16 protein-coding genes and 3 pseudogenes are annotated in these 25,162 nt (G+C 64.4%); 10 read left to right on the top strand and 9 right to left on the bottom strand.

Going from position 1 to position 25,162, the window contains the following annotated elements; all coding sequences use genetic code 11:
- Positions 1–327 precede the first annotated feature (327 nt).
- Together QF037_RS22270 and QF037_RS22265 are read left to right on the top strand one after the other, a co-directional pair.
- A complete protein-coding gene (locus QF037_RS22270; RefSeq protein ID WP_307027905.1) occupies positions 328–1,563 on the top strand; it encodes a PIN domain-containing protein in 1,236 nt (411 codons plus the stop codon).
- Positions 1,564–3,177: 1,614 nt separating this feature from the next.
- Positions 3,178–4,329 carry an ISAs1 family transposase gene (locus QF037_RS22265; RefSeq protein ID WP_444972118.1) on the top strand — a complete coding sequence of 384 codons (1,152 nt, stop codon included), beginning with the start codon at positions 3,178–3,180 and terminating at the stop codon, positions 4,327–4,329.
- A 1,105-nt stretch (positions 4,330–5,434) separates the two neighbouring features.
- Here the strand turns inward: QF037_RS22265 and QF037_RS22260 are convergent.
- The 3 genes and pseudogenes from QF037_RS22260 to QF037_RS22250 form a co-directional block, all read right to left on the bottom strand.
- Positions 5,435–6,796 (bottom strand): annotated as a pseudogene (locus QF037_RS22260) (IS1380 family transposase); the annotation flags it as partial.
- Between the two features lie 81 nt (positions 6,797–6,877).
- Positions 6,878–8,683, bottom strand: a complete 1,806-nt coding sequence (ltrA, locus tag QF037_RS22255) for a group II intron reverse transcriptase/maturase (protein WP_307027902.1) — start codon at positions 8,681–8,683, stop codon at positions 6,878–6,880.
- A 1,068-nt stretch (positions 8,684–9,751) separates the two neighbouring features.
- Entirely contained in the window at positions 9,752–10,135 is a 384-nt protein-coding gene (locus tag QF037_RS22250) for a hypothetical protein (RefSeq protein WP_307027899.1), read from the bottom strand.
- Positions 10,136–10,153: 18 nt separating this feature from the next.
- On the opposite strand from QF037_RS22250, the pseudogene QF037_RS22245 reads away from it, so the two are divergent.
- Positions 10,154–10,483, top strand: a pseudogene (locus QF037_RS22245) (tyrosine-type recombinase/integrase); the annotation flags it as partial.
- 1,114 nt (positions 10,484–11,597) lie between these two features.
- On the opposite strand, the gene QF037_RS22240 reads toward QF037_RS22245, so the two are convergent.
- Complete coding sequence (locus QF037_RS22240; protein WP_307027898.1) at positions 11,598–11,828, bottom strand: hypothetical protein; 231 nt, start codon at positions 11,826–11,828, stop codon at positions 11,598–11,600.
- A gap of 340 nt (positions 11,829–12,168) precedes the next feature.
- Here QF037_RS22240 and QF037_RS22235 point away from each other — a divergent pair, with 340 nt between their 5' ends.
- The 4 genes from QF037_RS22235 to QF037_RS22220 are packed head-to-tail and all read left to right on the top strand — an operon-like array spanning position 12,169 to position 18,636.
- Entirely contained in the window at positions 12,169–14,115 is a 1,947-nt protein-coding gene (locus QF037_RS22235) for a type I restriction-modification system subunit M (protein WP_307027896.1), read from the top strand.
- Entirely contained in the window at positions 14,112–15,305 is a 1,194-nt protein-coding gene (locus QF037_RS22230; RefSeq protein WP_307027894.1) for a restriction endonuclease subunit S, read from the top strand. The genes QF037_RS22235 and QF037_RS22230 overlap by 4 nt, the downstream gene beginning before the upstream one ends.
- Positions 15,305–18,430, top strand: a complete 3,126-nt coding sequence (locus QF037_RS22225; protein ID WP_307027892.1) for a type I restriction endonuclease subunit R — start codon at positions 15,305–15,307, stop codon at positions 18,428–18,430. The genes QF037_RS22230 and QF037_RS22225 overlap by 1 nt, the downstream gene beginning before the upstream one ends.
- Complete coding sequence (locus tag QF037_RS22220) at positions 18,427–18,636, top strand: helix-turn-helix domain-containing protein (protein WP_307027890.1); 210 nt, start codon at positions 18,427–18,429, stop codon at positions 18,634–18,636. The genes QF037_RS22225 and QF037_RS22220 overlap by 4 nt, the downstream gene beginning before the upstream one ends.
- Before the next feature lie 991 nt (positions 18,637–19,627).
- Here QF037_RS22220 and QF037_RS22215 read toward each other — a convergent pair.
- The 5 genes and pseudogenes from QF037_RS22215 to QF037_RS22200 form a co-directional block, all read right to left on the bottom strand.
- Entirely contained in the window at positions 19,628–20,209 is a 582-nt protein-coding gene (locus tag QF037_RS22215) for a pentapeptide repeat-containing protein (protein ID WP_307027888.1), read from the bottom strand.
- Positions 20,210–20,215: 6 nt separating this feature from the next.
- Positions 20,216–20,968: pseudogene (locus QF037_RS51030) on the bottom strand (pentapeptide repeat-containing protein); the annotation flags it as partial.
- Between the two features lie 118 nt (positions 20,969–21,086).
- Positions 21,087–21,482, bottom strand: a complete 396-nt coding sequence (locus QF037_RS22210) for a hypothetical protein (protein ID WP_307027886.1) — start codon at positions 21,480–21,482, stop codon at positions 21,087–21,089.
- On the bottom strand, positions 21,476–21,904 hold the full coding sequence (locus QF037_RS22205; protein WP_307027885.1) for an ATP-binding protein: 429 nt from the start codon (positions 21,902–21,904) through the stop codon (positions 21,476–21,478). Before QF037_RS22205 ends, QF037_RS22210 begins: the two co-directional genes overlap by 7 nt.
- A 46-nt stretch (positions 21,905–21,950) precedes the next feature.
- Positions 21,951–22,358 carry an NUDIX hydrolase gene (locus tag QF037_RS22200; RefSeq protein WP_307037312.1) on the bottom strand — a complete coding sequence of 136 codons (408 nt, stop codon included), beginning with the start codon at positions 22,356–22,358 and terminating at the stop codon, positions 21,951–21,953.
- 107 nt (positions 22,359–22,465) lie between these two features.
- Here QF037_RS22200 and QF037_RS22195 point away from each other — a divergent pair, with 107 nt between their 5' ends.
- From QF037_RS22195 to QF037_RS22185, 3 genes are all read left to right on the top strand, one after another.
- Complete coding sequence (locus QF037_RS22195; protein WP_046260707.1) at positions 22,466–23,254, top strand: GntR family transcriptional regulator; 789 nt, start codon at positions 22,466–22,468, stop codon at positions 23,252–23,254.
- A gap of 168 nt (positions 23,255–23,422) precedes the next feature.
- Entirely contained in the window at positions 23,423–23,782 is a 360-nt protein-coding gene (locus QF037_RS22190; RefSeq protein ID WP_046260708.1) for an SCO3933 family regulatory protein, read from the top strand.
- Positions 23,782–25,158, top strand: coding sequence for an FtsK/SpoIIIE domain-containing protein (locus tag QF037_RS22185; protein ID WP_307027883.1), 1,377 nt, complete (start codon positions 23,782–23,784; stop codon positions 25,156–25,158). Before QF037_RS22190 ends, QF037_RS22185 begins: the two co-directional genes overlap by 1 nt.
- Positions 25,159–25,162 lie beyond the last annotated feature (4 nt).

Below are 25,162 nucleotides of genomic sequence, written 5' to 3'. Positions count from 1 at the left end.
GATACTGCTCACAGAGCTCCAGCACGTTCCGCAGGCCCTACATGACCATGCCCGTGCGAGACGGCTTGGCTGGTGACCCTGGTCAAGGATCAACCGTGCGCGCGAGGAGTGTGCACGCCACGAGCTTGCGATCCGTGATCGCTGTGCAGAATGCACCCGTCGACGTAGCGTCCTCCCTCGCCGACGGTCTGAACCGGCGCCTCGCCCAGTGTTCGCAGAAGGCCGGACGCGTCGACATCCGAGGGAAGCGCCGGTCACATCAATTTGATGTCGTGGAAGGCCGAATACTGGGATCGTTGATCGCACTGCAGTCTGAGGGGGAGCCTAGTGATCATCCTGGATACGAACATCCTGTGGGACGTTCAACCAGACAGCCCTATCGCTGACCTGCTCCGAGCCCTGCGCTCCACAGGGGTTCAACAGGTGTCCATTCCGTGGCTCGTGCTGGAGGAGTTGGTCGGCCAGGAGGCGATCAAGTATCAGGAGAAGCACGAGAAGGCCGCCCAATCCTTCGAGCAGCTGCTACGGGTCACGCCGTGGAAGGTGCAGAACCGAGTGCCACGGCTCGATCTGGATCGCGTGCGCGAGTTCTGGCGCAAGGAGTACCGCACTATCGTCGATGTCATTCCCTCCAGCGAAAATGCCCTGCGGGAAGGGGCCTTTCGCGAGATGAACGCGCTCGCGCCATGCAAAAAGGGCAAGCAGGGCAAGACCGACTTCCGTGACGCCGTGATTTGGATGTCGGCTGTGGAATACGCGCGCGATCACCGCGATGAAACCGTCTTCTTCGTAAGCAACAATACGCAGGAGTTCGGGGACGGCACCGACTACCGGTTCCCCATGAATGAAGATGTCAAGGAGTTGGGCGAACGTTTCGTCCACCTGACACAGCGTGACGAACTCTTGAAGCGGTTCACGAAGCCTGCCGAGGTCAATGAGGATCAGGTCACCTCCGCACTGAGGGCTGAGGAGGCCCGAGACGCGGTTGCGCGGGAGGCCGCGTCTGGTCTGATGAGGTCTGTTTCCCCGCACCTGACGTCGGGTTTCGAGTGTCGCGTTCTGGGGCGCCGCTTGTACGGCACCGCGCGTCTCAGCACCGTCGATGCGTGGCTTGAGCCGCCAGCGGTCACTTTCGACTCGGTTCGTGACATCAGCGCTTTCAGTATCGGTGAGCACTCGTGGTGCACTGCACGGGCGCGCTGGCTAGTCGCCGGGCTTGGCGTATGGCTCGGCGTTGGCTGGGTGGGACCGGTCGCTTGTTCGTGGGAGACCAGCGTTCTCCTGAGCCCTTCGAATGCTGAAGCCGGACTCACTCTTCTGCGGGGGGATGCGCCCCTCCCAGCGACTTGGGACGAAGTCGACCGCATCCCCGAGTCCGGCGTCTTGAGCGCCAGCGCAGGAGAAATTGCTGAGGTCAGGACGACAGAGGCTTGGCGGCGTCTGGCGAACCTAAACCGTCACAACCGGAATCCTGATCTGTCGAACGTTGAAGCAACGCTTGCCCGTCTCGCGAACGTCTTGGCAGAGTCTCGACGGATTGCACAGAGCGATGGGGACGACTAGGAGCCTCACCTGAACCCACCAATCACTGATCTATGAGTGATGGCAGCCTTTGCCCGCCGTTCGGTTCTGCTTTGGTGGATACGGTTCCGAACGGCGGTGGAGTCCCTCAACATGGCCAGTGGAGTGCTGCGCGGCTAGGGATGCTGAGGTGAGCAAATGGCTCCAGCTCTGTTCAGTAGCGTGTTCGCGCTGGTCGGTGTCCTGTTTGGAGCTTGTCTTACAGCTCAAAATGGGAATCGACGGTGGACGCTTCAAGTGCAGCTACGAGCCTACTTGCGGCCTATGGATGAATTTGCCTTCCTGCATGTTGCTATGGCGCATGCGCGCCTTGATGAGGTGCCCGAGCTGAACTGGGCCCCCTCAATCAGGCCCTAACTAGAGCTTCCCCTCCGGGTAGCGGAAAGCGCTCACGGTCTGGACTACTCGGAACGCTGCTATCGCCCTTGAAAATTGTCAGTGCGGTCCCTTCCCTATTGCCACATGGTCTTTATGGGTGCTTGGACAATTTGCGTCGCCCCTCTGGGGGCTAGTGCCACCATCCATGGACCCTCTGATGTCTTCTCTGGAAGACCCACCAGGTATCCCGTTTCGCCCCCATCGTCATCCAGGCAGACATACCACACAGTCTTGCCTAGGACGGAGGAAAGAGTGCCTCCGTGGGTCACACATCGGAGTACATGGCGAGACGAGTCGGGCACCTGCACTTCCAACGCCCATGGCTTCCCCCAAGGGTCCTCAGGTGCAGCATACGAATCTGGCTCCGGCAGTGAATTGATGTCCACTCTCCATGCGCTCCCCTCCCAGGGTGTTCCAGGGCAGAGGAGATATTTCGGTTTGAGGTCCATCTCCGGTGCATAACAAGGGTCGTCAACCCTGTCGCCGCTGAAACATCGCCACGTATTAGGTGCGCTACTGTTGAAGCTTATGCTCGGGCGCGACCCAGTTTGGCGCCCCACAACCTTCAGTCCGGCGACGGGTTGTTCCCGAAGGTCGAAAGGGAGGTAGTGTCGAAAATCCGTCTGGGTGACAGGAGGTGATTTCTCCTCGGCGAATAGGCTTTTCACCCAGGATGTGACGTCGTCGGCTAAACCGGTAGCCAACGCTCCGGCCACCGCCAGGAAGAACGCAGCAGAGAACGCCCCGGCATGCCGGCGTATAGCTGACTGTTGAGGTTGTTGTGGCTCTTCGGGGTGCTGCGTCTGCTGGGGCGGAGAATCGTGCCCTGGGTTGCTCATATCTCCAGCATGCTGGGCCTTATCGCCGCGAGATAGATAGCGAACCTCTACAGCTTGGCAACAGCTCGCTGCTTCCGGGGAAGATCAGAACGACCAGTGGCGGCCTCGGTCTCCTATACCTGACTTACGGTGCAGACCAGTCACAGCCCCGCGCAACTTCTAAAGTTCCCGTTCCCAGAGCAGAGGGGACGACCTGTCAGATGGCTGTTCCGGACGATACGAGACCCTGCTGTCCGCAGGGCGGTTTCAAAGTCCTGAACCTCATGAATTTATGCAGGTCATGGCCGGGCGACGGTGTATCGGTGACCCGCCACGTACGCAACGAAGCTCCAGTTGAACGGGTGACCTTGCCAAGTCGCCCTGTCCAACCGGAGCTTCGATGTGCCGTCAGTCTGCCAGCGTCTGCCTGATCAAGTCGCCCTCGCGTCAGCACCGCGCGCTGTCACATCTTTCGCAGCGACTGGTCACGCTGGCCGATCCGTGCCACCGACGCGGGAGGCGTCACTCGTTCGTGAGCGTGCTGCTGATCGCCTGCTCCGCCGTACTGGCCGGGGCCCGCTCGTTCACGGCGATCGGGCAGTGGGCCAAGGCGGCCCCACAGACGGCCCTCGCCCGGCTCGGTGCCCGCGTGGCCACGGTGTTCGGCGTCCGCGTCGCGCCGAGCACGGCGACCATGCGCCGCGTCCTGAACGCGGTCTGCCCGGGCGGGCTCGCCGACTTGCTCGGCACCGATCCGGCCGGGGCCGGCACCCTCGCGGTGGACGGCAAGAGCGCCCGGGGCTCGCGCACCGTCACCAGCCCCGCCGTGCACCTGCTGGCCGCGATGACCGGCGCCGGGCAGACGGTCACCCAGCTGCGGGTGCCGGACAAGACCAACGAGATCACGTGTTTCGCCGCCCTGCTGGAGCCGTTCGACCTGGCCGGCGTGACGGTGACCGCCGACGCGCTGCACACCCAGCGCGCCCACGCCCGGTTCCTGGTGGAGGAGAAGCAGGCGCACTTTCTGCTGGTGGTCAAGGCCAACCAGCCCGGGCCGTTTCGGCAGTTGAGAGCACTGCCGTGGAAGCAGGCCACCGCCCGGCGCTACGACCGTGAGACGGGGCACGGCCGCAAGGAGACGAGGGCGACCAGGGCCTTGACGGTCACCGAGCTCGGCCTGGAATTTCCCCACGCGGTCCAGGCCGTGAAAATCCTGCGCCACCGCACCGACATCAGGACACGCAAGGTCACCAGGCAGACCGTTTACGCGCTCACCGACCTGACAGCCCGCCAGGCATCACCCCAGCAGCTCGGACAACTGGCCCGTTCCCAGTGGGTGATCGAGAACCGGCTCCACTTCGTCCGTGACACCACGTTCACCGAAGATGCCTCGAAGATCCGCACCGGATACGGGCTGCAGACCATGGCCACCCTCCGCAACTTCGCAATCAACGTCCTGCGAGCGGCAGGCCACGCCAACATCGCCGCCGCGATCCGCGAGATGTCCTACGAGCCCTTCCGCCGTCCGCTTGACCTCCTCGGGCTGACCTGACCAGCAACGATTCAAGATCATCAGACTTTGCAACAGCCCCTTGACGGCCTTGCTGTAGGGGGGCTGACCTGCCGCCTCCCCTCTCTGTCCATTACCGTCCGGGACTGTCTTGGGGGCTGCCTGTTTGGCCCCCTGTCTGGCCCCAGCGGCGCACTCACAGGGTGGCCAACACCGCTCAAGCGGTCGCTTGAGCGGCTGTGGTGGCTGCTCACAACAGAGGAAACACCCGTTCGGGCTAATACCTCTTTCATTCAGAGGTCAGTTGTGGTGCTCTGGAAGAGGAGCCGGGGGTCGTTCGAATGAGACAGGTGATCAGTATGGCGAGAATAGCTAACCCCGTAATTTCGCACGTCAATGAGATCGGCTCCAGTCTGCGGGAGTTCGTTATCGAGTACGATGTGGAATTTGAAGTTTTTGAGGCCAACCTAAATTTCGACGACGCAGTAGCACTTTGGGAGCGGGACCCCAGCAGCGACGACCCGATCCGCCCCTACCAGATACCGGAGCGGTTCGTCGCGCCCCAACTGCAAACCAGTGGTGGGACTCAGCGAGTGGACTCTGTGCATCGAAGGTACTCAATCGTTTGCCGTAACGGTGAGTTGGACACCGAATTGGACAGCGAGGAAATAAAGGCGCGAATTTGGTTGCGTAGAGCTAATGCCGTACAGGCTGATCATGAGGTATATACGCCATTTGTAGAAGTGGATGTATAAAGGCAGAGTAGACGGCTCACTGTCGGTGCCCGGGTCATGAAGTTGTTGGGTCGAGTGCCCGGCGCCCGGGTGGCGGACGAGCCGGGAGAACACCCTGGCGCCCCGACCTCAAACACGGCCCTTCACCGCCATTTGTCCGGTCGACTATCCCTGATTACAGGGCGAGCGGACCGATTACGGACGCCCGCCGCTGATGACGCGCACTCTGGTCTTATCGCATCTAGCCTCGATCTTTCTTGACGGTCCGCCGACGGAGTCGGCGGACCGTTTGGCTTTCGGTGGCTGAGGGTGGGCAGGCTGAGGGCCCGAGTGTCGCGTCGGGTGGGCGCCGGGTTCCACTTTCCCGGTGTGGTGGTGCGGATCGTTGGGGTGGTCGGTGTGGCTGGACAGCTGGGGCTCGGCAAGGCATTGAGCCGGTCGATTGCCCGGGTGATCTCGTCGGTCCAAGGCCATCGGGTGGTGAAGCGGAGGCAGTGGCGGCGGGCGGTGGTGACGAGCTGGGCGGCGGCGGAGAACAGCTGTAGGCGGAGCTTCTTGGGTTCCCAGCGGCGAGTGGTGCCGGTCAGGGCGAGCATGGGCATCCAGGCGAGGAGGTCGAGTGCGAGGGAGACGATCTCCAGCCAGATCCGGTTCTGGGCTGTGTCGTGCAGGGGCAGGTTGCGCAGGCCGGTGTCGCGGGCATTGCGGATGCGGTCCTCGTAGCGGGCCCGGCGGCGGTGACGCAGTTCGAGGTCGGCGAGCTGGCCGCCCTTGGTGTTGGTCGCGAAGCAGGTCAGCCGTAGTCCGTCGAGGTCGGTGAAGCGCAACTGGGCGCCGGGGTGCGGCCGTTCCTTGCGGACGACCAGCCGCATCCCTTTCGGCCAGGTGCTCAGGTCGGGCATGTCGGCGATCTCCGCGACCCAGGCGCCGGGCCGCTCGGTGCCGCCCGCGTCGTAGGCCGGCGTCCACGCCTTCTTCGGGATCTTCAGTACGGCCTGGTGGATGGCATCGGTGAGGGTCATGCCGACGGAATACGACAACCACCGGCCCGGCCTGGAGAGCCAGTCGAGGAAGGCGTGGGTGCCGCCGGCGGAGTCGGTGCGGAACAAGGTCTGCCGGCCTCGCCGCAGGTGTTTCGGCAGTTGTGCCAGGGCGAGTTGGGCGGTCGCGATGTGATCGCTCGCGGTGTTGGAGCCGGCGTTGCCGGGCCGCAGCAGGGCAGCCACCGGCTCTCCGGACCCGGCTGGGCCGTGGTCGACGAACGCGACGAGCGGATGGTGGGCGAAGGTCTTCTTCCAGGTCACGGTGGCGTCCTGCTTCTCGGAGTGCGCAAGGACCAGCACCCCGTCGATGTCCACAATCACCTGGCCGTCGGCGGCCGGACTGCCTCCACCGGCCAACTCCCAGACCCGCGACCGCACTTCGGAGCGTGCGTCCCGGATCGCCGCAAGAGCCTTCGCACCGGACGCGGCGAGCGCGTCGACGAGACGGGAGACCGTCGGATCGGAGGCCACCGAGCCGAACACGGCCGGCTCGGCCCGCAGCATGCCGATGTCGGCCAGGCAGTCTCCGCCGAGCGCGACGGCCAGGGCCACATCCAGAAGGATCTTGCCCGGATCATGCACCGTCCGCGGCTTGCGCCACGGCGTCAGCGCCGCCGATATCGTGGTGTCCAGCCCCACCTTGCGGACGGTCTCGACCAGCAGCACCACTCCGGCCTGCGAGACGGCCCTGTTGCCACTGCCCTCGACGCGGACACGTGGGTACAACCCGATACGCTTGTCGGGTAGCCCCGGTGCATTGCTGCACCAGGGCCCCCTCAGAACCGGACGTGCCCGATTTCCGGGCATCTCGGCTCAAGCAAGCCCTGAAGGCTCTCGGGTGTGCTGATTTCTCGCGTCGTCCGCCATGTTGCTTCGGATGCACGAGGCGTGGGCGAGGCGGAGTTGCACCCCACCCGGCGTTCCTACTCCCTGATAGGCGATGTGACGTGCCTTCATCGCTGTCCGGGTGGTGCGGAGCCACTGCTCCCACCCGGTCGGGGACTGCGGAGACCGGTCGGCGTGCAGCAGCAGTTGGCCGCAGATCTGGCAGCGGCCCTTCTGCTCCTGCAGGAGTCGCAGGGTCGCCCGGTCCAGAGGGAGCGGGGCGGTCCTGCGTCGCCGCTGGGGCCAGTAGTCGGTCAGGGCAGGGTCGTCCGGGGACGCCGTTCCCTTGACCAGTTGGTGCCGGATGATTTTCGTCCAGGCGAACTTGACGAGGTAGGCGCCGGTCTCCCGGTCGCCGAACACCCATCGGTCCTGCCTGGCCGGATTGAAGCGGCCGAAGTACCGGTCAACGATCCAGTGCCTCGACTTCTTCGGGTGCCTGGGCAGCGACCACCGGTAGGTGAGCTGCCACAAGTAGCTGTCCAGGGAGGCAAATATGTCCTTGGACACCACTGTCCGGTAGTAGGCCGACCAGCCGCGCACGATCGGGTTCATCGTCCGCAGCACCGCGAGGGGAGGAGCGCCGCGAAGGGCACGGACCTCCCCACGCAGCCGTTCCCGGATCCGCTTGACGGCCGTCTTGCTCGGTTTGATCAGCAGCTTGCCGCTTCGATAACGGCGCACGTTGAATCCGAGGAAGGCGAAGCCGGTCTCCGCGTGGACTATGCGTGTCTTGTCCTCGTTGAAAACCAGCCCCCTCGGCGCAAGCCATGCGGCAAGCCGTGCCTTGACCTGGTCAGCCGCTTCGCGGCTATGGCACATGGCCACCAGATCGTCGGCGTATCTGACCACAACCGGGCTGTCGGGCATGCTCTGACCGGCACGGGGGCCGGTCGGGTAGTACCGCACGCCCGCGGCTGCCTCCATCCCGTGGAGAGCGACGTTCAGGAGCACGGGGCTGATCACCCCGCCCTGGGGCGTCCCCTCCTCGGTCGGGGTGAACCGGCCGCGTTCGACCACGCCGGCCTTCAGCCACTGCCGCACCATGCCCTGGGCGGGAAAGGTGCCGAGCTGGGCGAGAAGGCGGTCGTGGTCGATACGGTCGAACGCCGCCGCCAGGTCCGCGTCCAGGATCCACACGCGCCCGGGGTTCTTCCCGTTCAGCGTGTTGTAGATGACCCCGATCGCGTCATGACAGCCCCGGCCCGGGCGGAAGCCGTACGACCTCGCCTCGAACCGCGCCTCCCACTCGGGCTCCAGCGCGTTCGCCGCCCGGGCCTGATGGCACCGGTCGATGATCACGGGAATGCCGAGCGGGCGGCGCTTTCGCCCTGCACCGTTCTTCGGGATGAACACCCGCCGGACCGGACGGGCCCGCCAACTGCTGGCGCGTTGCTGGATGAAGCGCGCCAGTTCGGCCTTGCCCGGGGCGGTGAGCACGACCTGCCCGTCCACCCCTGCTGTCTTTCGTCCGGCATTGATCTCCGTCGCCCGCCGCACGCTGACCAGCGTGTTGGAAAGGCTCCGGAGCATCAGCTTCTGCAGGTTCCTGACCTTGGCCAGGTCCCCGTCCCTCGATGCCGTGAAGATGCGCTGGCGCAGTCGACGTACGTTCTCCCGCGCGCGGTCCCAGTCGATGCTGTCCCAGTCCGCGAAGAAGCCGCCCTCCGGTCCGTTCACCCCGAGCGCCGCCGGGGCGTCCAACTTGTCCTTCGGTACTGCCGCTGTTGCCATCGTCCCTCCCCACAGGCTCACCCGGCTCACGTCTGCGTCCTTTCGGACCCGGGCAACAAGGCCCGGTATCCGGCGAGTTGGCCAGGACCGCAGCGGAGAGGCCGCCGCACGTGCTGTCCCGGTTTCCCCTGGCCTTTCGGCCCACCGGCCTTCGCTTCTTGAGCCGTCCTGTCCCGCCGGAGACGTCAGCCTTCCTCACGGTCGGCCCACCACCGCCCCGCCAAGGGCAGCGGCCTCCGTCGGGGTTTCCACGTTCCGCGCATGCGAGATGCGGCCGGGGTGGGCGCCCTCTATGCCCCGGGGCGGCGGTGTCCACCCGGGCGGCGTGAAACATCCGCCCGGCGCCTGCCGCCTCACAGCGGCCCGCCCTTCACCCCGCTGCTGCATCCCACCGGCGGGGGCTTCTCTCACGAGACGTCATCGAGGGTTCACTGGTGTTCGCCCGTCCGGCCTTCCCCTTGCCTGTCACCCCCGGGTGGAACGGAGGTCCTTGGGCTTCTTCCTGGAGCTTCGCACCCCGCCGTTGCCAGCGACGCACGTCCAGGCGAGGACGGGTCATCGGACACGAACCCGGGACTACCCTGTCATCGGCGTCACCGCCGACCCCCTCTCCAAGAGCATCCACTCAACACACGCGACCTCGTGTCGCACACTCACCTGGAAAGTGCCTCCGACGGACGCGGGAACGAGGGCCTAGACAATCCTCATTCTCGCTGGTCAGGGGCACTTTCTGCTCTTGGGGCCACTCGTCGGACAACCTGCTCGGGTAACTCCGCGAGGTTGGCTACGCGGATTCCACCACACGATGGTGATGAGGCAAACGACCCTGACCGCACCCCGGGTCCCGTTCTTTACCGTGCGGGCGACCTCATCACTGCGAGCATAGACGGACACGCGACGGCGACCGGGGAGTACCCCAAGGGGGTACGCCCGCTTCACCTGAGGGGTGCTTCTCTCCTCGCACCCAACCGGACCCTCGGCAAGCCCCGATGCCGCTGGTCAGGAGTACTTCTCGCAGCTGTGATCAAGCCGTGGACCGCCCGGTTCGTGAAAGCCCGAGGCTAGGGATCATCGGGGCATGAAACCCGGCTTCTGCTCAGCGAGCGAGTGAAGCCGCGCGAGGTAGTCCTGTGCCCCCGGTTCGGAGCTGTACCGGCGCCGCATCTCGGCAGCGAGTTCGCGGCTGGTCATGATGAGCGACGGCACCGACTGACGGTCCCCTTCGAGAGCCCGCTCACCCATGATGAGTGCCTGCTCCAAGTCGCCCTCACGCGCCGCCGTGACTCCGAGCGTGACCCGCGCTTCCGCGTTGCGCATTGGCGAGCGCTCGGTGCCGTCGAAGTCCGTTCCTGCCCTCAGTACCTCTTCGGCGAGCGTGCGCGCGAGCTTGTCCTCACCGACCAGGCGATAGCAGTCCATCGCGTAGAAGTCGAACTTGGCTGGGTCCACCACGAAGTGGTTGTCCAGGCCGGGGTGCCGGCGCGGGGCCGGAATGCCTCGGGCCGCGCCGACGCATGCTGGCTGCCGATCGCACGAGGTCTCACTCCGCACGGGCTCAGGCACTCCCACAAGACAGTCATGGAGGAACTCGGGACCCCACCCAAACTCATGGACGAACGAATGGGACACGAGGACGGTTCAGTGCAAGCCCGCTACTCGCACATCACGGCGCGGATGAGGAACCGGCTCATGGACGAACTGACCGAGCAGTGGGAGGAAGCGTTGGCGGCACGGTCTGCCATGCACGCGCGCTCACCGGTGCGCGCGCTCGATGTGCTGCTGAGAGCGCGTCAGGCGTGACGCTCGGGGAGTCGATTTCCTTGATCCACTCCCCGTTCACTCCCCAGGGACGCTATGGAACGAGTCAGGGCCGGTTTCCCATGGAGGGGAAACCGGCCCTGAGCTGCTGTTTTGGCTGTCGGGGTGGCGGGATTTGAACCCACGACCTCTTCGTCCCGAAGCAACTTGGGTATGGGTGCTGCCTTGGGTTGGTGCGCCTCTCACCTGCGCTGACGGTCCGCAGACGTTCGCCCTCGTCCGCCGTTGTTCGTCGGCGTCGTCACGCAGTTAGACACTCAGCCTTGCTCCTTCTGCCGTGTGGGAAACACCGGTGCAAGGGCGCTGACGGCTGTCCTACGATGAGTCTGCCTGCGTCGGCTGGCGTGCTGTAGACCCGCAGCACCGGCCCGTTGTCGAGGGGACCAGCCCGTTCGAGCCGGGCCAGGTGGGCTGACATCTGATGAGCGGTTCGATAGCGGGGTTCGTCTGTGCCTCAGGGTGGGGCCACGGATCGGGAACAGCTCGAACGGCTGCTGGGATGGTGGCGACGACACGTCGTCGGCCGCTCTCGCTGCACTCCGCGCTGGCGCTTCATACGTCGTCTGGGACGGAACAACGTCTCCCAAGTCGCTCGCGACGGTCTCGGCCGTCGACTCCGGCACACCCTTCGGAGCGGCATCGAGACCTCCGGCTTGGCCCGGGCCGTGCAACGCCTCGACCTATACAGCCGACCGGTTCGACTGGGGCAGATCAGGACTGCCGACGGATCGTGGATCTTCATGCTGTTTCTCGGTGCGGACGGCAACACGCTGGTGGCGTGCACTGGCGTTCGACAATCCCAACCAGGCGCGGCACGACCAGGCACCTGCTGAACCCGCGCGGCCAACACGCTTTCCAACTGTGGTGGTGGTCCTGGGGGCTTGGACGGGGCCGTTCGCCTGCGTTCATGGGCGGTCGATCGTCTGAGCGTCTACCGACTCTGGTCCCGTCTGAACGTCCGTGAACGGCGCTGAATGAGACGGAAACTGGGACGGGAGCGCGCTCCCAGCCTCAGGGCCTGAGCCGGTTCTGCTGAGGGTCGAAGCAGACCAGCCTTATTGAGTCTGCAAGGTCCGCCGCGTAGGTGGAGGCCTCCTCAGCCATGCTCCATCATCGGCCCCGTCGACCAGGGGGAGGTGTCCTCCTCGTCCTCGGTCAAGTCACACCACCGCTCCAGGAGGCCGGCCACGTAAGCCGCTATGCGTTCGGTCGGCGGATGCTCAACATCCGTGTCGACGTAGTGCTCATAGAGGTTCGTGAACGCTCGTGGGGCCGCCTTGTCGTCCGCTGGGCGCGCGCCCTCCCACACAGCCAGGTCGTAGCTCATGGCCGGAGGCTCTCACGCCGCACTGGCAGTTGGGCCTCGCTCTCCGCCGAGGGTGCCATTAGCTTGGGAAGCTGAGCTGGCCTGCGGGCGGTTGCATGGCTGACCTGGGCTGGAGTGCTGACGGCGTCCCATCGCCTGGCGGGTTGGTGCCCTGGTGTTCCCTTTGGTTCCCCGGACGGTCTGGCACGTCTACTTCCTGCGGACGGCATCGGCCTCATTGCGGGGTGACATCTTGCGTCGGATCAGTCCAGACGCGAGTCGGAATGTCACCTTGCTAATAATCCACCCGTGTAAAGTCTCTGATACAGGCAGTATGGCGGCGAGGCAGGGACGAGCAGGCATGACGGAGCCGACGAAGGCATCGAAGAGCACGACGGCGCGCATCGTCTGGGACACGGCGGACAAGTACCTGCGCAACATCGTCGATGAGGAGGACTACGGCGACTACATCCTGCCGTTCACGGTGCTCCGGCGGTTGGAGTGCATGCTCGCGGACACCAAGGACGAGGTGATCAAATACGTCGACGCGCTCAGCCGCATGCCTCAGCATCTGATCGACATCGCAGTCAAGGACCGGTTTAAGCTCAGCTTCTACAACGTCTCGCCGCTCGACCTCGCCACGATCGCATCGGTCGATGACAACGTCGAGAAGTCACTGAAGAGCTACATCGATGGGTTCTCGAGCAACATTGCCGACATCTGGGTCGCGTTCGACTTCGCACGGCGCGCGAAGGTGCTCGCCGAGGCGAACCGGCTGCACGCCGTCGTCAAGCACTTTTCGACCCTTGACTTGTCCCCGAAGGCTCTCGCTAATACGGCCATGGGTGACGTCTTCGAGGACGTCATGTACCGCGCATTCAATAAGAAGGGGAAGGCCGCAGGTGCCTTCTATACGCCGCGCGATGCGATCAAGCTCATGGTCGACGTGCTGATCGCCAACGACGACGACACGCTCGCTGGGGAGAGCACCTTGCGCTCGATCTACGACCCGACCGCTGGATCCGGCGGCATGCTGCTAATCGCGCAAGAGGCGCTGAAGCGCATGAACCAGAAGATCGACGTAACGCTCTACGGCCAGGAACTTATGCCGTCCGCATTTGCCCTCGGCAAGGCGGATCTACTCATCCAGGGCGGTCGACCGGACGCGATCCAGCAGGGCAACACTCTCACCACAGACCTCCACGACGGTCAGACCTTCGACTACGTACTCTCTAACCCGCCGTTCGGCAAGGACTGGTCGGCGGATCAGAAGTCAATTCGCGAACAAGTGAAGGTCTCCGGGTCGCGATTTAGCCACGGTCTGCCGAGCACCAGCGACGGTCAGATGCTGTTCCTCGCGCATTGCGCCTCGAAGCTCAGCCCGCCCAGCAAAAACGGCCAGGGCGGCCGTGCCGCGGTAGTCTCCAACGCCTCTCCGCTGTTCGCCAGCGATAAGGGGCCGACCGCTATCCGGCAGTGGCTTCTCGAAGAGGACCTCATCGACGCGATCATCGCCCTGCCTGCCGACATGTTCTACGGCACTGGGATCGCGACCTACGTTTGGATCCTGGACACGAACAAGGATGCTGAGCGCAAGGGCAAGATTCAGCTCATCGACGCCTCCGGTCAATGGGAGCCGATGGTGAAGAACATGGGTGATAAGCGGCGCAGGCTGACCAAGAGCGGTCGTCTTGCTGTGCTCGAGGCCTATCGCGCGTTCGACAGTGCGGACCCGGCGATCTCGCGTGTGATGAGTCCTGACGACTTCATGTTCCTCGATGTGCCGGTAGCCAAGCAGGCGCGCCTCGCAACCCACGTTGACGACAGCGTCATCGACGCCCTGCGTGCCCATCGCGACTTCACCGACGCGCACATCGCGGTCCTCGAATCGCTTGACGGCACGCCGTGGAACGAGCTCCCGAAGGCGCTCCCTGCTGCCGCGAAAGCGGCGGCGATCAAGGTATCGATCGGTTTCATCGACGCGGCGATGAAGGCGATGGGCGTGCCCGACGACGCCGCACCGCTTGCCGTCGACCGCAAAGGGAACCCGGTCGTCGCAGATGGCTGGAAGATCACTGAACGCGTCCCGCTGAGCGAGGACCTCGACGACCACATGAAGCGCATGGTGCTGCCTTTCGCGCCCGATGCGCTGTACGACGCGAACAAGGCCAAGGCAGGTAACGAAATCGCGTTCACGCGGATCTTCTACGTACCCGAGGAACCGCGCCCGCTGGCGGAGATCGACGCCGAAGTGCAGCGAATCATGGGCGAGCTGGCGGAGATGTTCGAGTCGGTGAGCCACGAGTGAAAACTGCGCCGCTTTGGTCGTTTGCCGATATTCGACCGTCAAACGTTGACAAGAAGTCTGACCCGAACGAAATTCCGGTCCGCCTCGTCAATTACACCGATGTTTACTACCAGAAGATTATTACATCGGAGTTGGCGCTGATGGGCGCCACGGCGTCGGATGAGCATATTGCTCGTTTCGGACTGCGCGCCAGCGACATCATCATCACCAAGGATTCAGAAACACCGGATGACATCGGCATCCCCGCCATCGTTGAATCTTCCACTGAAGATATGGTATGCGCCTATCATCTTTCGCTTCTCCGGCCGTATTGCGAGCGGATTCATCCGAAATTTCTGTACTGGTATCTCGAATCCGATGCAGCGAAGGGATATTGGCTAAATAGTGCCTTCGGTGTGACTCGCGTATCTATCTCGTTGGGCACGGTGTCTCGACTTCCTGTTCCCGAATTCGACCGTGAAACGCAGATCGCTATTGCTGGCTATCTCGACCGTGAGGTCGGTGAGATTGACTCGATGATCGACAAGCTCGATCGACTCAAGGCGCAGTTGTCTACGCTGCATCGCACGTACCTTGTCGGGCTGGGGAAGCGACTCACTGAGGCCGAGGCCGGCGATGTCATCAAAGTCGGGCTGATGCTAACGAAGCAGTCACGAGACCTCCGTGAGGGAGACGGCGTGGTGACAGCTTTCCGTGACGGACAGGTCGCTCTACGTTCCCGTCGGCGGGAAGACGGATTCACCATGTCGTTCAGCGAGCACGGTTACCAGGGTGTGGAGCCAGGTGACTTCGTCTTCCACGGACTCGATGGTTTTGCAGGCGCGGTAGGCGTTTCGGAAGACCGTGGCAAGGCCAGCCCTGTTTACCATGTTTGCACGGCGACGCCGCTTGCATCCGAGCGGTTCATGGCTTGGGCGCTGCGCGCGCTCTCTGCGAACGGCTTCCTCGAGGCCTATGCCTCCTCAGTCCGGCAAAGGTCGATCGATTTCCGGAACTGGACGACCTTCGCCGGGCTCCCGATGAACTATGTGCCCCTCGACGAACAGCTCCACGTCGCTGATCACCTCGACGATGTTACCGGCCGAATCGACGCCATGCTTGCGAAAGTCGCCGAACTCAAATCGCTGCTCCTCAAGCGTCGCTCAGCACTGATCACTGATGTCGTGACCGGACGGAAGGAAGTCGCCTGATGGGTCACGCACAGCTGATGGAGTCCGAGTTTGAGAGCAACCTCTGCGATGAGCTCGCGGAGCGAGGCTGGCTGTACGAGGGCGACGGGAAGCTGCCCGGCTGGGACGTCGGTCTCGCGATGATGCCCGCAGACGTGCTGCATTGGCTCAGCACTCAGTATCCGGATGAGTATGAGAAGGCCGTCCCCGGCGATTTGGTCGACAGTCAGCGGACCGATGCTGAGCGCAAGCTGCTCGACCACATCACCAAGGAGCTCGCCAAGGCCACGCGGATGGACCCGACGACCGGACACCCGGTCGGCGGGCTGCTCGGCGTGCTACGCAAGGGCTTCTCTTACGCCCAGATCGGCCGTCCGGCCGCGAAGTTCGGCCCTCTGATGGCGTTCCCGCCGGCGAACCCGAACCTGACCGAGGTCGTAGAGGCGGCCGCTTCTGCCCGCCTGCGCATCCTGCGCCAGGTGCGCTTCGACAAGACCACCAACGAGAGTATCGACGTCGTGCTCCTCGCCAATGGCCTGCCGGTCGTGACGATGGAGCTCAAGACTGACAACACCCAGACCGTCAACCACGCGATCCGCCAGTACAAGGAGGACCGCAAGCCCGGGAAGAACCGTCCGCTGCTCGCGCCCGGGCGTGCGCTAGTGCACTTCGCGGTCTCCAACGACCTTGTCTATATGACGACGAAGCTGCAAGGTGGGGACACGGTGTTCCTGCCCTTCAATCAGGGCAACGAAGGTCACGCGGGCAACCCGCCCTCAGGCACTGGTTCGTCGACGAACTACCTGTGGCGCGAGATTCTCGCGCGCCCGATGTTCACGCGCATCCTGAAGGACTTCGCGCTCTTCGAACCACGCAAGTCCGGGAAGAAGAGCGAGGGCCGACTGGTCTTCCCCCGCTTCCACCAGCTGCGCGCGGTCGAGCGAGTCATCGCCGACATCGAGTCGAACGGCACGGGCAAGCGCTACCTGATCTGGCACTCGGCCGGCTCGGGCAAGACCAAAACGATCGCCTGGCTCAGCCACCGCCTGATCCGCCACATGAGCGCCGACTCACAGTCGACCTTCGACTCGGTCATCGTTGTCACCGACCGGACCGCCCTCGACGAGAACATCCGCGAGGACATGAGCCTGGTGCAGTCAAGCCAGGGGCTCGTCGTCACTGTCGGCGAGAAGTCCGGCGCGAAGTCGCCGCAGTTGAAGAAAGCGCTCCTCGAGGGTGACCACATCATCACCTGCACCCTGCAGACGTTCCCCGAGGTCATGAAGCTCATCGAGGACACGGAGGACCTGCGCGGCAGGCGCTGGGCGATTGTGGCGGACGAGGCGCACTCGTCCCAATCAGGCTCCACCGCGCGCCAGCTCAAGGAGCTGCTCGCTGACGTGGACCTGGACCCCGACGAGGACGACATCGGCGCGGACGACCTGCTCAGGGCGAAGGACTCGGCGATCGCGGCGTCCAGCAACATCACCTTCGTCGCACTCACCGCGACGCCTAAGGCAAAGACGCTGCGCCTGTTCGGCACCGAGCGCGACGGCCGGTGGGAGGCCTTTGATACCTACACGATGGCCCAGGCGATCGAAGAGGGTTTCATCCTCGACGTGCTCGCCAACTATTCGACCTACGACATGTTCCTCCGGGTGAAGAGAACGCTTGAGGGCGAGGATTCCGAAAGCGAGATCCAGGTCAACACCGGCGAAGCGGTCTCCAACATCGTCCGCTACGCCCGCCTCCACCCGACCGCGATCGCCCAAAAGGTCCGGGTTGTGGTCGAGCACTTCCGGCGAAACGTCATGCATATGCTCGACGGCGAAGCGAGGGCCATGGTGGTGACGAGCACACGTATGGAGGCTCTGAGCTGGTCGAAGAAGATGGACGCGTACATCGCGTCCCAGGGGTACGACGATATGACCACGCTGGTGGCGTTCTCGGGCTCGCTCACTGACGAGACCGGCGAGAACGTCACCGAGGTCTCACTCAACGGCCGCAGCGACGTCGCCAAAGCATTCCGCGAGGAGGGCATCTACCGTGTTCTCATCGTCGCCAACAAGTTCCAGACAGGCTTCGACGAGCCCCGCCTCATGGCAATGTACGTCGACAAGAAGCTCTCCGGCGTCGCCACCGTTCAGACCCTTTCGAGGCTGAACCGCATCTACCCGGGTAAGACCGCTCCCATGGTCGTCGACTTTCGCAACACGCCGGCCAGTGTCCAGGAAGACTTCAAGCTCTACTACTCCGACGCCCACGTCGACGGAGACATCGACCCTAACGTGCTGATCACGATCGGCGAGCGGCTCGACACGGCCGGACTCTACACACACGAGGAGATGAACGCCGTCGCCGACGCATTCCTCGCTGATGCCGGCGGCGAGGCGATTGCCAAGGCGTTGTCGCCGATAAAGAACCGCTGGAGCGGCCAGTGGCGTCAGGCAGTGCTGTCTAAGGACAAGGCTCAAAAGGAGACGCTGGAGGGCTTCCGTGCGGATGTGCTCAGCTATCGCAATGCCTGGCAGTTCCTCAGCCAGATCGTCGACTATCAGGACCCCGAACTGCACCGCCGCGCGATCCTAGCGACGTTGCTGGGGCGCAACCTCCGCACAGACGGCAACGACTACGACGACAGCTACCTCGAGGGTGTGCAGCTCTCAGGCGTCAAGCTCGTGCCGTCCGCTATAAACGAGGATCACTCATTGAGCGAGGGCAGCGGCGCAGGTATCGCGCTCCCGAAGTTCGACGGTGAGCACAAGTCGGGGAGCGCGCCCAAGCGCGGACCGCTCGACGAAGCAATAGACCGGGTGAACGAGATGTTCCAGGCCAAGGGCGTGGACGTGAGCCCGGAGAGCGTCTCCGGCTTCATCACGACGTTCTGGGGCTTCCTCGACGCCAATGAAGAGGCCGTGGCGATGGCGAAGAACAACACTGTCGCGCAGCTCAAGGCGTCGGAGGGCTTCAGTGGGGCCGTCGGTCTCGCGGTGCTGAGGACGGTCAGTGAGTCCCAGGAGATCCAGTCCTACATGACGGACCCCGCGTTCCTTGGGCAGATCGCGGATATCGCCGCGGACGCCCTCCACGCGCAGCACCGATCCGATTCGGATGCGGGCTCTCAGGGAGAGGGCGCAGGAGCATGAGTGAGGCCGGACAGGCAGGCTTCGGCGATGTCATCCGCGAGGCCCGCAAGAAGCAGGGGTGGTCACAGATGGAGCTCGGCGAGAAATCGGGGCTGTCACGCCCGACCATCGCGCGCGTCGAGGCGAATAACGATGTCACGACCGCGACCATCGCCAAGATCGCGCAAGCGCTGGGCCTGACGCTCGAGTTGAAGGATCGCGGATGAAGCCGCGGCGAGCGTACCAGGAGGCCTACGAGACGCCGGCCGGGTAACGGAGCACGGTCCCGTCGCAGGAAGGGCTGGTGTGGGATCCGAGTCGGCTCATCACCCGATCGTCGACATTGGACACAGCACGAGCCCCTTGGGAATCCACGGGGCTCGTGCTGTGCTCACGCACTCAGGCGTGACACGGGGTCGCACGTCAGTGCCTGGACTAGCTCGCCGTCGAGCCCTGATGACGATCTGCCTGGTGAGGGCCAGTGCGAGCGGGGCCATGCTCCATTCACCACCCACCCCCAGCTCCTATCCCGTCCGCCGTCGACCCACACACCGTGGAGCTGGCGTGGTTCCTGGCGTCCAGGTGGAGCGCGCCACTGTACGAACGACCTGGACGCCAGGGGCCGCGTCTGCTCGGCTCTGCCTGGGTCGACGGTGGACGGGATAGGATCCCCCCACGCACGCCAATACGTGCCCGCGGTCGGCGGCGGCGCTCCCTCCATCCCGGTGCCGGCCGATCCCCCGCCGGAGGCATTGTTCTGACCTTGGCTGTGCTATCTCAGTTCAGCCCCGGCCTGGTCTTCGCCCTCTTGTGGGCGCGGGTGGGCGACGGCGCGCGGCCCCGGTGACGAAGGCAAGGAGGGGCGGCGCGGCGGCGACCAGCCGGCGCCGCCGCGCTGTGCGCGGCATCTCCGATCTTCGATCGGACTGCTTGCAGTTCAGGAGGCCGGGAGCGACGGCGAGCGAAGCGAGCCCTTGAACCAGTAGAGAAAGTTGTAACTCAGTCGTGCGCTTAGGTCTTGTCTTGTCTCGGTTGATGCTTGACGCAGTGGCTTCACTTGATGCTTGACACCGCTTGCCTCGGCTTGGCTGTGCGCGTCCTGATTGGCGTGCGCGGGGAGGGCCGGGGCCGTGCTGGTGGAGCTGAGCGTGGTTGAGCATTGCTATCACGCGGCCACGGGGTGCCAGCCTTGGACGCGTCCACCAATTTAGGTTTGCGCTATATGACGCGGCGGGCTTCATAAAATAGAGAAGTTAGCCTTGACGATTTAGCCACGTCCTTGGTCCCGAAGATACGCTCCATCTCGTCTTCGATTTCCGTGATCCGCGCGATTACCGTGGGATCCGATGCGATGGCTGGAGGAAGTTTTGTGGATCGAGTAGGGCGAGCTGACACGATTTGGGTCGCGTTTACGCGCGCAGTTGCGAGATTGGCTTCGTTCAGATACGCGCCAGTCAGAATTGCACCTTCAAGATCAGCTTCGCTGAACGTTACGCTAATTAGGTTTGTATCGGTGAGGTCCGCGAGGTCTAGATGAGCACTCGTTAGGTCTGCGCCCGTCAGGTCAGCACCTGAAAGGTCAGCTCCTAGTTTGGTGTTTTTGAGTTGAGCGTGACAGAGCCTGGCACCTTGTAGGACAGCATTGAAGAAGTCGCTCTTTTCAGCTTTTACGTACCTTAGGTCAGCGTTGCTGAGGTCAGCACTCCTGAGGATTGCCTTGCGCAGATCTGCATGTCTGAGGTTGGCATTCATCAAGTCTGCCGCCCCCATTCGGGTCTCCAGGCACTTCGCGCGTTCCATGTAAGCACCCGTCAGGTTAGTTCCCCAGAGGTGTAGGCCAGTTAGGTCTGCTTGGCCGAGGTCGACTCCTGCAAGATGAAGCCGCGATAGGTTGACCTGTACGGAAGGGTCAGTGTGGTGCCGGCAAACAGCATCGGTCAGTCCTGTCAGGGCCTGCTGCACATCGTCGGCAGGATAGTCGGGAAGAAGTTTCGGTGTAACACCGGGGGCGGTATCACCTCTCCGTGCTGCTTTGCGTGCCGCAATGATCCGTTCACTTCTGCTATCGCGTAGCCTCCCTCCTCTGTCGCTGTCAGGCACCGAGGGGGACGCTTTTCTTAGGTGAGGTGCCCAGCGTGAGTCGGATATAGGACGGGCCGCATCTATTCGGTGTGGGGCATGTTTGCGTAGAAAGGATGCCAACACTTGGGCTGCGTGGTTGGCCTGAGTGGGTGAGTCATGGATGATCTGCTCCAAGGCGAGTACTCCGCCGATTCGCACGTACGGTTCGTCTGACCCCAGACGTTCAAGCGCTTTAGTGAATCGGTCTGTGACCTGGCCACGGCGTGTGAGTCGATAGGTGAACGCTGTGTAGATCAGGGCAACGCTTGCTCCGAGCACGGCCAGAAATTGCACTACGGCCGTGCGGAAGCCAGTAACGAGAGCAGCGGAACCGGATTGAAGATCCTTTCGGCTCAAGTACTCCCCGTCCACCAGCCAAGGGCCTCGCCAGAGCAGTAGCAATGCTCCAGCGAGCAAGGCCGTGAGCACAATGCTCATGAGGAGAAGGCGCACGTACCGAAATCCCCGATTTTTTCGCATGGTTCATCACATCGCGTTCGGGCTGCAGAATCACGACAAACGCTGGAATCCGTGACCTAAACCTGTGGACGTGTGATCACTTAGTAGGGCCGCATGACTCGGGAAGCTTGAAGTCGTAGGCGCAGGCTGGCAGTGCTCCGCCTTGGCGATGGGCGAGCGGTAGGAAGATCGCAGGTCGGATCGTCCATGTGATGCGGGTCTGAGCATGGGTGATCGTGACTGTGCAGGGCTCGGAACGTAAGAGGGCTTGCCGGGTTGCGATGCGTCCCTGGGAGAGCCAAGCCCACGCCACGTCGGAAGCGTCGGAGTCCAGAGCCGGAGAGATCGTGCGGAGCGTCACCGCAACCCATCTGTCTGCCTGAGAAGCCGAGTAAGCGTCTAGAGACGCTCGGAGCGTCGGCCGATCCTCCTCGGTGAGCTCCTGAGTCCAGCACTCGCACCAGTAGCCGTGGCGGGGTTCGTTCGTCAGCACGGGTGGCCTCCCGTACGTACGTCGGTGAAGAGCTCCGCGGTGACCGTGTGGCCGCCGTCGCTGTCGTGGACCACAACCCGGTGGGCGATCGCGGTGACCATGCCGAGGCCCCGGCCGTGCTCGGCCTCCTGGTCCTGGTGCTCGACCTTCGGGACCGCGCCGGCCCCTCCGCCGTCTGTGACCGACAGGGCGATCACCTGCGCCGACACCGCCAAGGCCAGGTGGAAGCTGCCGGAGTCCCGGCCGCTGGCCGTGTGCAGGATCGCGTTCGCGCTCAGCTCGCTCACGATCAGCTCGGCGTCCTCCGCCATCGGCGATCCGCGCAGGATGTCGCGGGTCCAACGGCGGGCCCGGCTCACCTCTTCTGGGAAACCTGGGCAAGTGAGCCCCCAAACCCGGGCTGCACTCGTATACTCGTGCATACAAGTTCCTTCGTGCTGGTAGGCCGCCATGTGCAGCGGGTTCGGGCTAGACGAGTTGCACGCCGTCGTGGGCGCGGATGGCCGGCGGGGACGTTGCGTCGAGTGCGTCCAGGACGCGGATGGCGTACGCCTCGTCGGAGAGTTCGGAGACTTCTTCGCGGGTGGCCCAGCGCAGGGCGCGGGTTTCGTCGCCAATGGTGGGCGTGCCGTCGGCGGCTTCGCAGCGGAAGACCAGCGAGACGATCAGGCCCGTCATGTTCTTGTAGACGCCGGTCAGGGTCGCGGGAAGTGCGATCTTGATGCCGGTTTCTTCGAGGACTTCGCGTTGAAGGGCCTCGGGGATGGTCTCCTCGCGTTCGAGGACGCCGCCTGGGGGTTCCCACTTGCCGTTGTCGCGGCGCTGGATGAGGAGGGCCCGGCCCTGGGCGTCGACGACCACTCCGGCAACGCTCACGGAGTGCGGTCGGTCAGTGCTCACGTTCCTCGGCCCTCTCGGCTGGCTAGGCTCTCCACCGTAGCAACAAGACTCGCCCACTCGTCTAGATACCTAAAGGAGTACGCGTGAGCCCTCTTTCTTCCGGCCTTCTCGGCGATCTCGACCCCACGAGCGATCGTGCGGTCTTCCGGCAGATCGCCGACCAGCTGCGTGAGGCAATCGACCGTGGGCGATTCCGCGAGGGCGACAAGCTGCCCTCGGAGGCCGACCTCGTCGATCACTACGGGGTATCCCGTATGACGGTCCGAAACTCCTTCTCCATCCTCCAGGGGGAAGGGCTCGTGCATGCCGAGCACGGCAAGGGCGTCTTCGTCCGGCCCCGACCGCCCGTACGGCGTCTCGCCTCCGACCGGTTCGCACGGCGGCACCGGGAACAGGGCAAGTCCGCCTTCATCGTCGAGGCCGACGCCGCCGGCAGTCACCCGCAGGTCGACAGCCTGGAGGTCAAGGAAGAGAAGGCCAGTCAGGACATCTCCACCCGGCTCGGGTCCGTACGACGCGTACTCGCCCGGCGGCGCCGGTATCTCCTCGACGGGCGACCGGTCGAGTTCGCCACCTCCTACCTGCCCCTCGACATCGCCCGCGGCACTCAGATCGCCGAACCCAATCCCGGGCCTGGCGGCATCTACGCCCGCCTCGAAGAACTCGGCCACCGCCTCGACCACTTCGAAGAGGAGATCCGTGCCCGGATGCCCTCGCCCGCCGAGGTGAAGACCCTCCGACTGGCCTCCGGTGTACCCGTAATCCACCTCATCCGGACCGCCTTCGACACCGAGGGGCGAGCCGTCGAGGTCTGCGACACCGTCATGGCGGCTGACGCATACGTGCTGTCGTACCAGCTTCCGGCGACCTGATCGTCATGGTTTGTGGTGGTGCGCGGGGACGGTTCTCGGACTCGTACACCTCAACAGGCATACTCGTATAGACGAGTGGGCAAGTTGAGTGGCAGAGTAGTCCGCGTGATCCCGAAGATCGGGTTCGCAGGACGCATCATGTATAGACGAGTAGATAGGGGAACTCCCTTGCGCACCATCCGTGTTGAGGCCTCCGCCGCGACGATCCTGCTGACCGAGGCTCCGGAGCCGAAGGTTCGCGACCGTCAGACCGGCGAGCGGGCCATGGACACCGTCAGTGGTGAGCCGCTGATGACGATCGGCGTCGTCTACATCGAGGAGGGCGAGTCGTCGCTGATCAAGGTCACCGTTCCTGAGGGCGGTATCTCGGAGGGGCTGGCGCTCGGGGCGCCGGTCTCGCTGCCGGGGCTGATCGCCCGGCCCTGGGAGAGCGTGTTCAACGGGCAGCAGCGCCACGGCATCGCCTTCCGCGCCGCCGCCGTCACCCCGGCCGCGTTCCCGGCTGCTGCTACCGGGGCCGCTGCCTGATGTCCGACCTGACGACACTCCTGGAGGTGGGTGGTCCTGTCGCCGCACTCGGCGGTGGGGCCGCCTACGCCCGGGCCAAGCACCCCGGGGTCTACTGGTCGACCGTCGGCCTGCCGATATCCACGGCACGGCTGCTCAGCTCGTACAGCTCGGTCATGGAAGCGTGCGGCCTGACCGTCGCACCGTCCCGACTGCGTGTGCTGGCGGTCAAGGCGACCACCCGGCGCGAGATACGGCCCGTACCGCCGCGTCGCGGCATCATCCGTCCTACGTCGACCGGGCTCCGGTTGCGGCTTCGGCTCGCCCCGGGGCAGGAGCCCGCCGACGTCGCAGCCTCCGCCGAGCGACTGCGCCACGCCTGGGGCGTTCACGCCGTCTACGTCACTACCGTCAAGCCCGGTGTCGTCGAACTGCGGCTCGTCGGCTTCGACGTCCTGCGGCAGGTTCGGATGCCGCGCAAGGTCGACTCGGGGTACCTGCGTATCCCGGTCGCCCTGCGCGAGGATGCCACCGCCTTCGTACGCGACTACCGCACCATGCCGCACCAACTCACCCTCGGCGCCACCCTGTCCGGCAAGTCCATGTACCTGCGCCACCTGATCACCGGACTCGCCCCGCAACCGGTCGCCCTGGTCGGCATCGACTGCAAGCGGGGCGTGGAGCTGGCGCCCTTCGCGTCCCGGCTCTCGGCCCTCGCCACCGATCCGGAGCAGGCTGCCGAGCTGCTTCCTGTGCTCGTCAAGGAAATGGAGGACCGCTACGACCTGATCAAGGCCCGGCAGGGCATCGCCCCGGACATCCCCGACGAGGAGATCACCTCCGACGTCTGGGGCCTGCCCGAGCACGAACGCCCCACCCCCATCGTGCTGTTCGTCGACGAGGTCGCCGAACTCTTCCTCATCGCCACCCGCAAGGACGAGGACCGGCGCGACGAGATGGTCACCCAACTCATCCGCCTCGCCCAACTCGGCCGCGCCGCCGGCATCTACCTGGAGGTCTGCGGGCAGCGCTTCGGCGCCGAACTCGGCAAGGGCGCGACCATGCTCCGCGCCCAGCTGACCGGCCGCGTCTGCCACCGCGTCAACGACGAAGCCTCCGCCAAGATGGCCCTCGGCGACATCGCCCCCGAGGCGGTCATGGCCGCCTGTGCCATCGCGCCCGAACGCCCCGGCCTGGCAGTCGCCGGTGACACCTCCGGCGGCTGGTCCCGCATCCGCACGCCGTATCTCTCCCTCGGCGATGCCGCCGAGATCTGCCGCGACTTCGCGCACCTGCTCCCCGACCTGCCCGCACTCAAGCCCTTCCGGCCCCGCGTGCCCGTACGACCGATCGAAGCCCCGGTACCGCAGGTCCAGCCGCGCCCGATCACCGACTGACCTT

The organism is Streptomyces canus (assembly GCF_030815415.1).
Taxonomy (GTDB): domain Bacteria; phylum Actinomycetota; class Actinomycetes; order Streptomycetales; family Streptomycetaceae; genus Streptomyces; species Streptomyces canus_F.
This window is presented reverse-complemented; position numbering and strand designations above follow the sequence as displayed.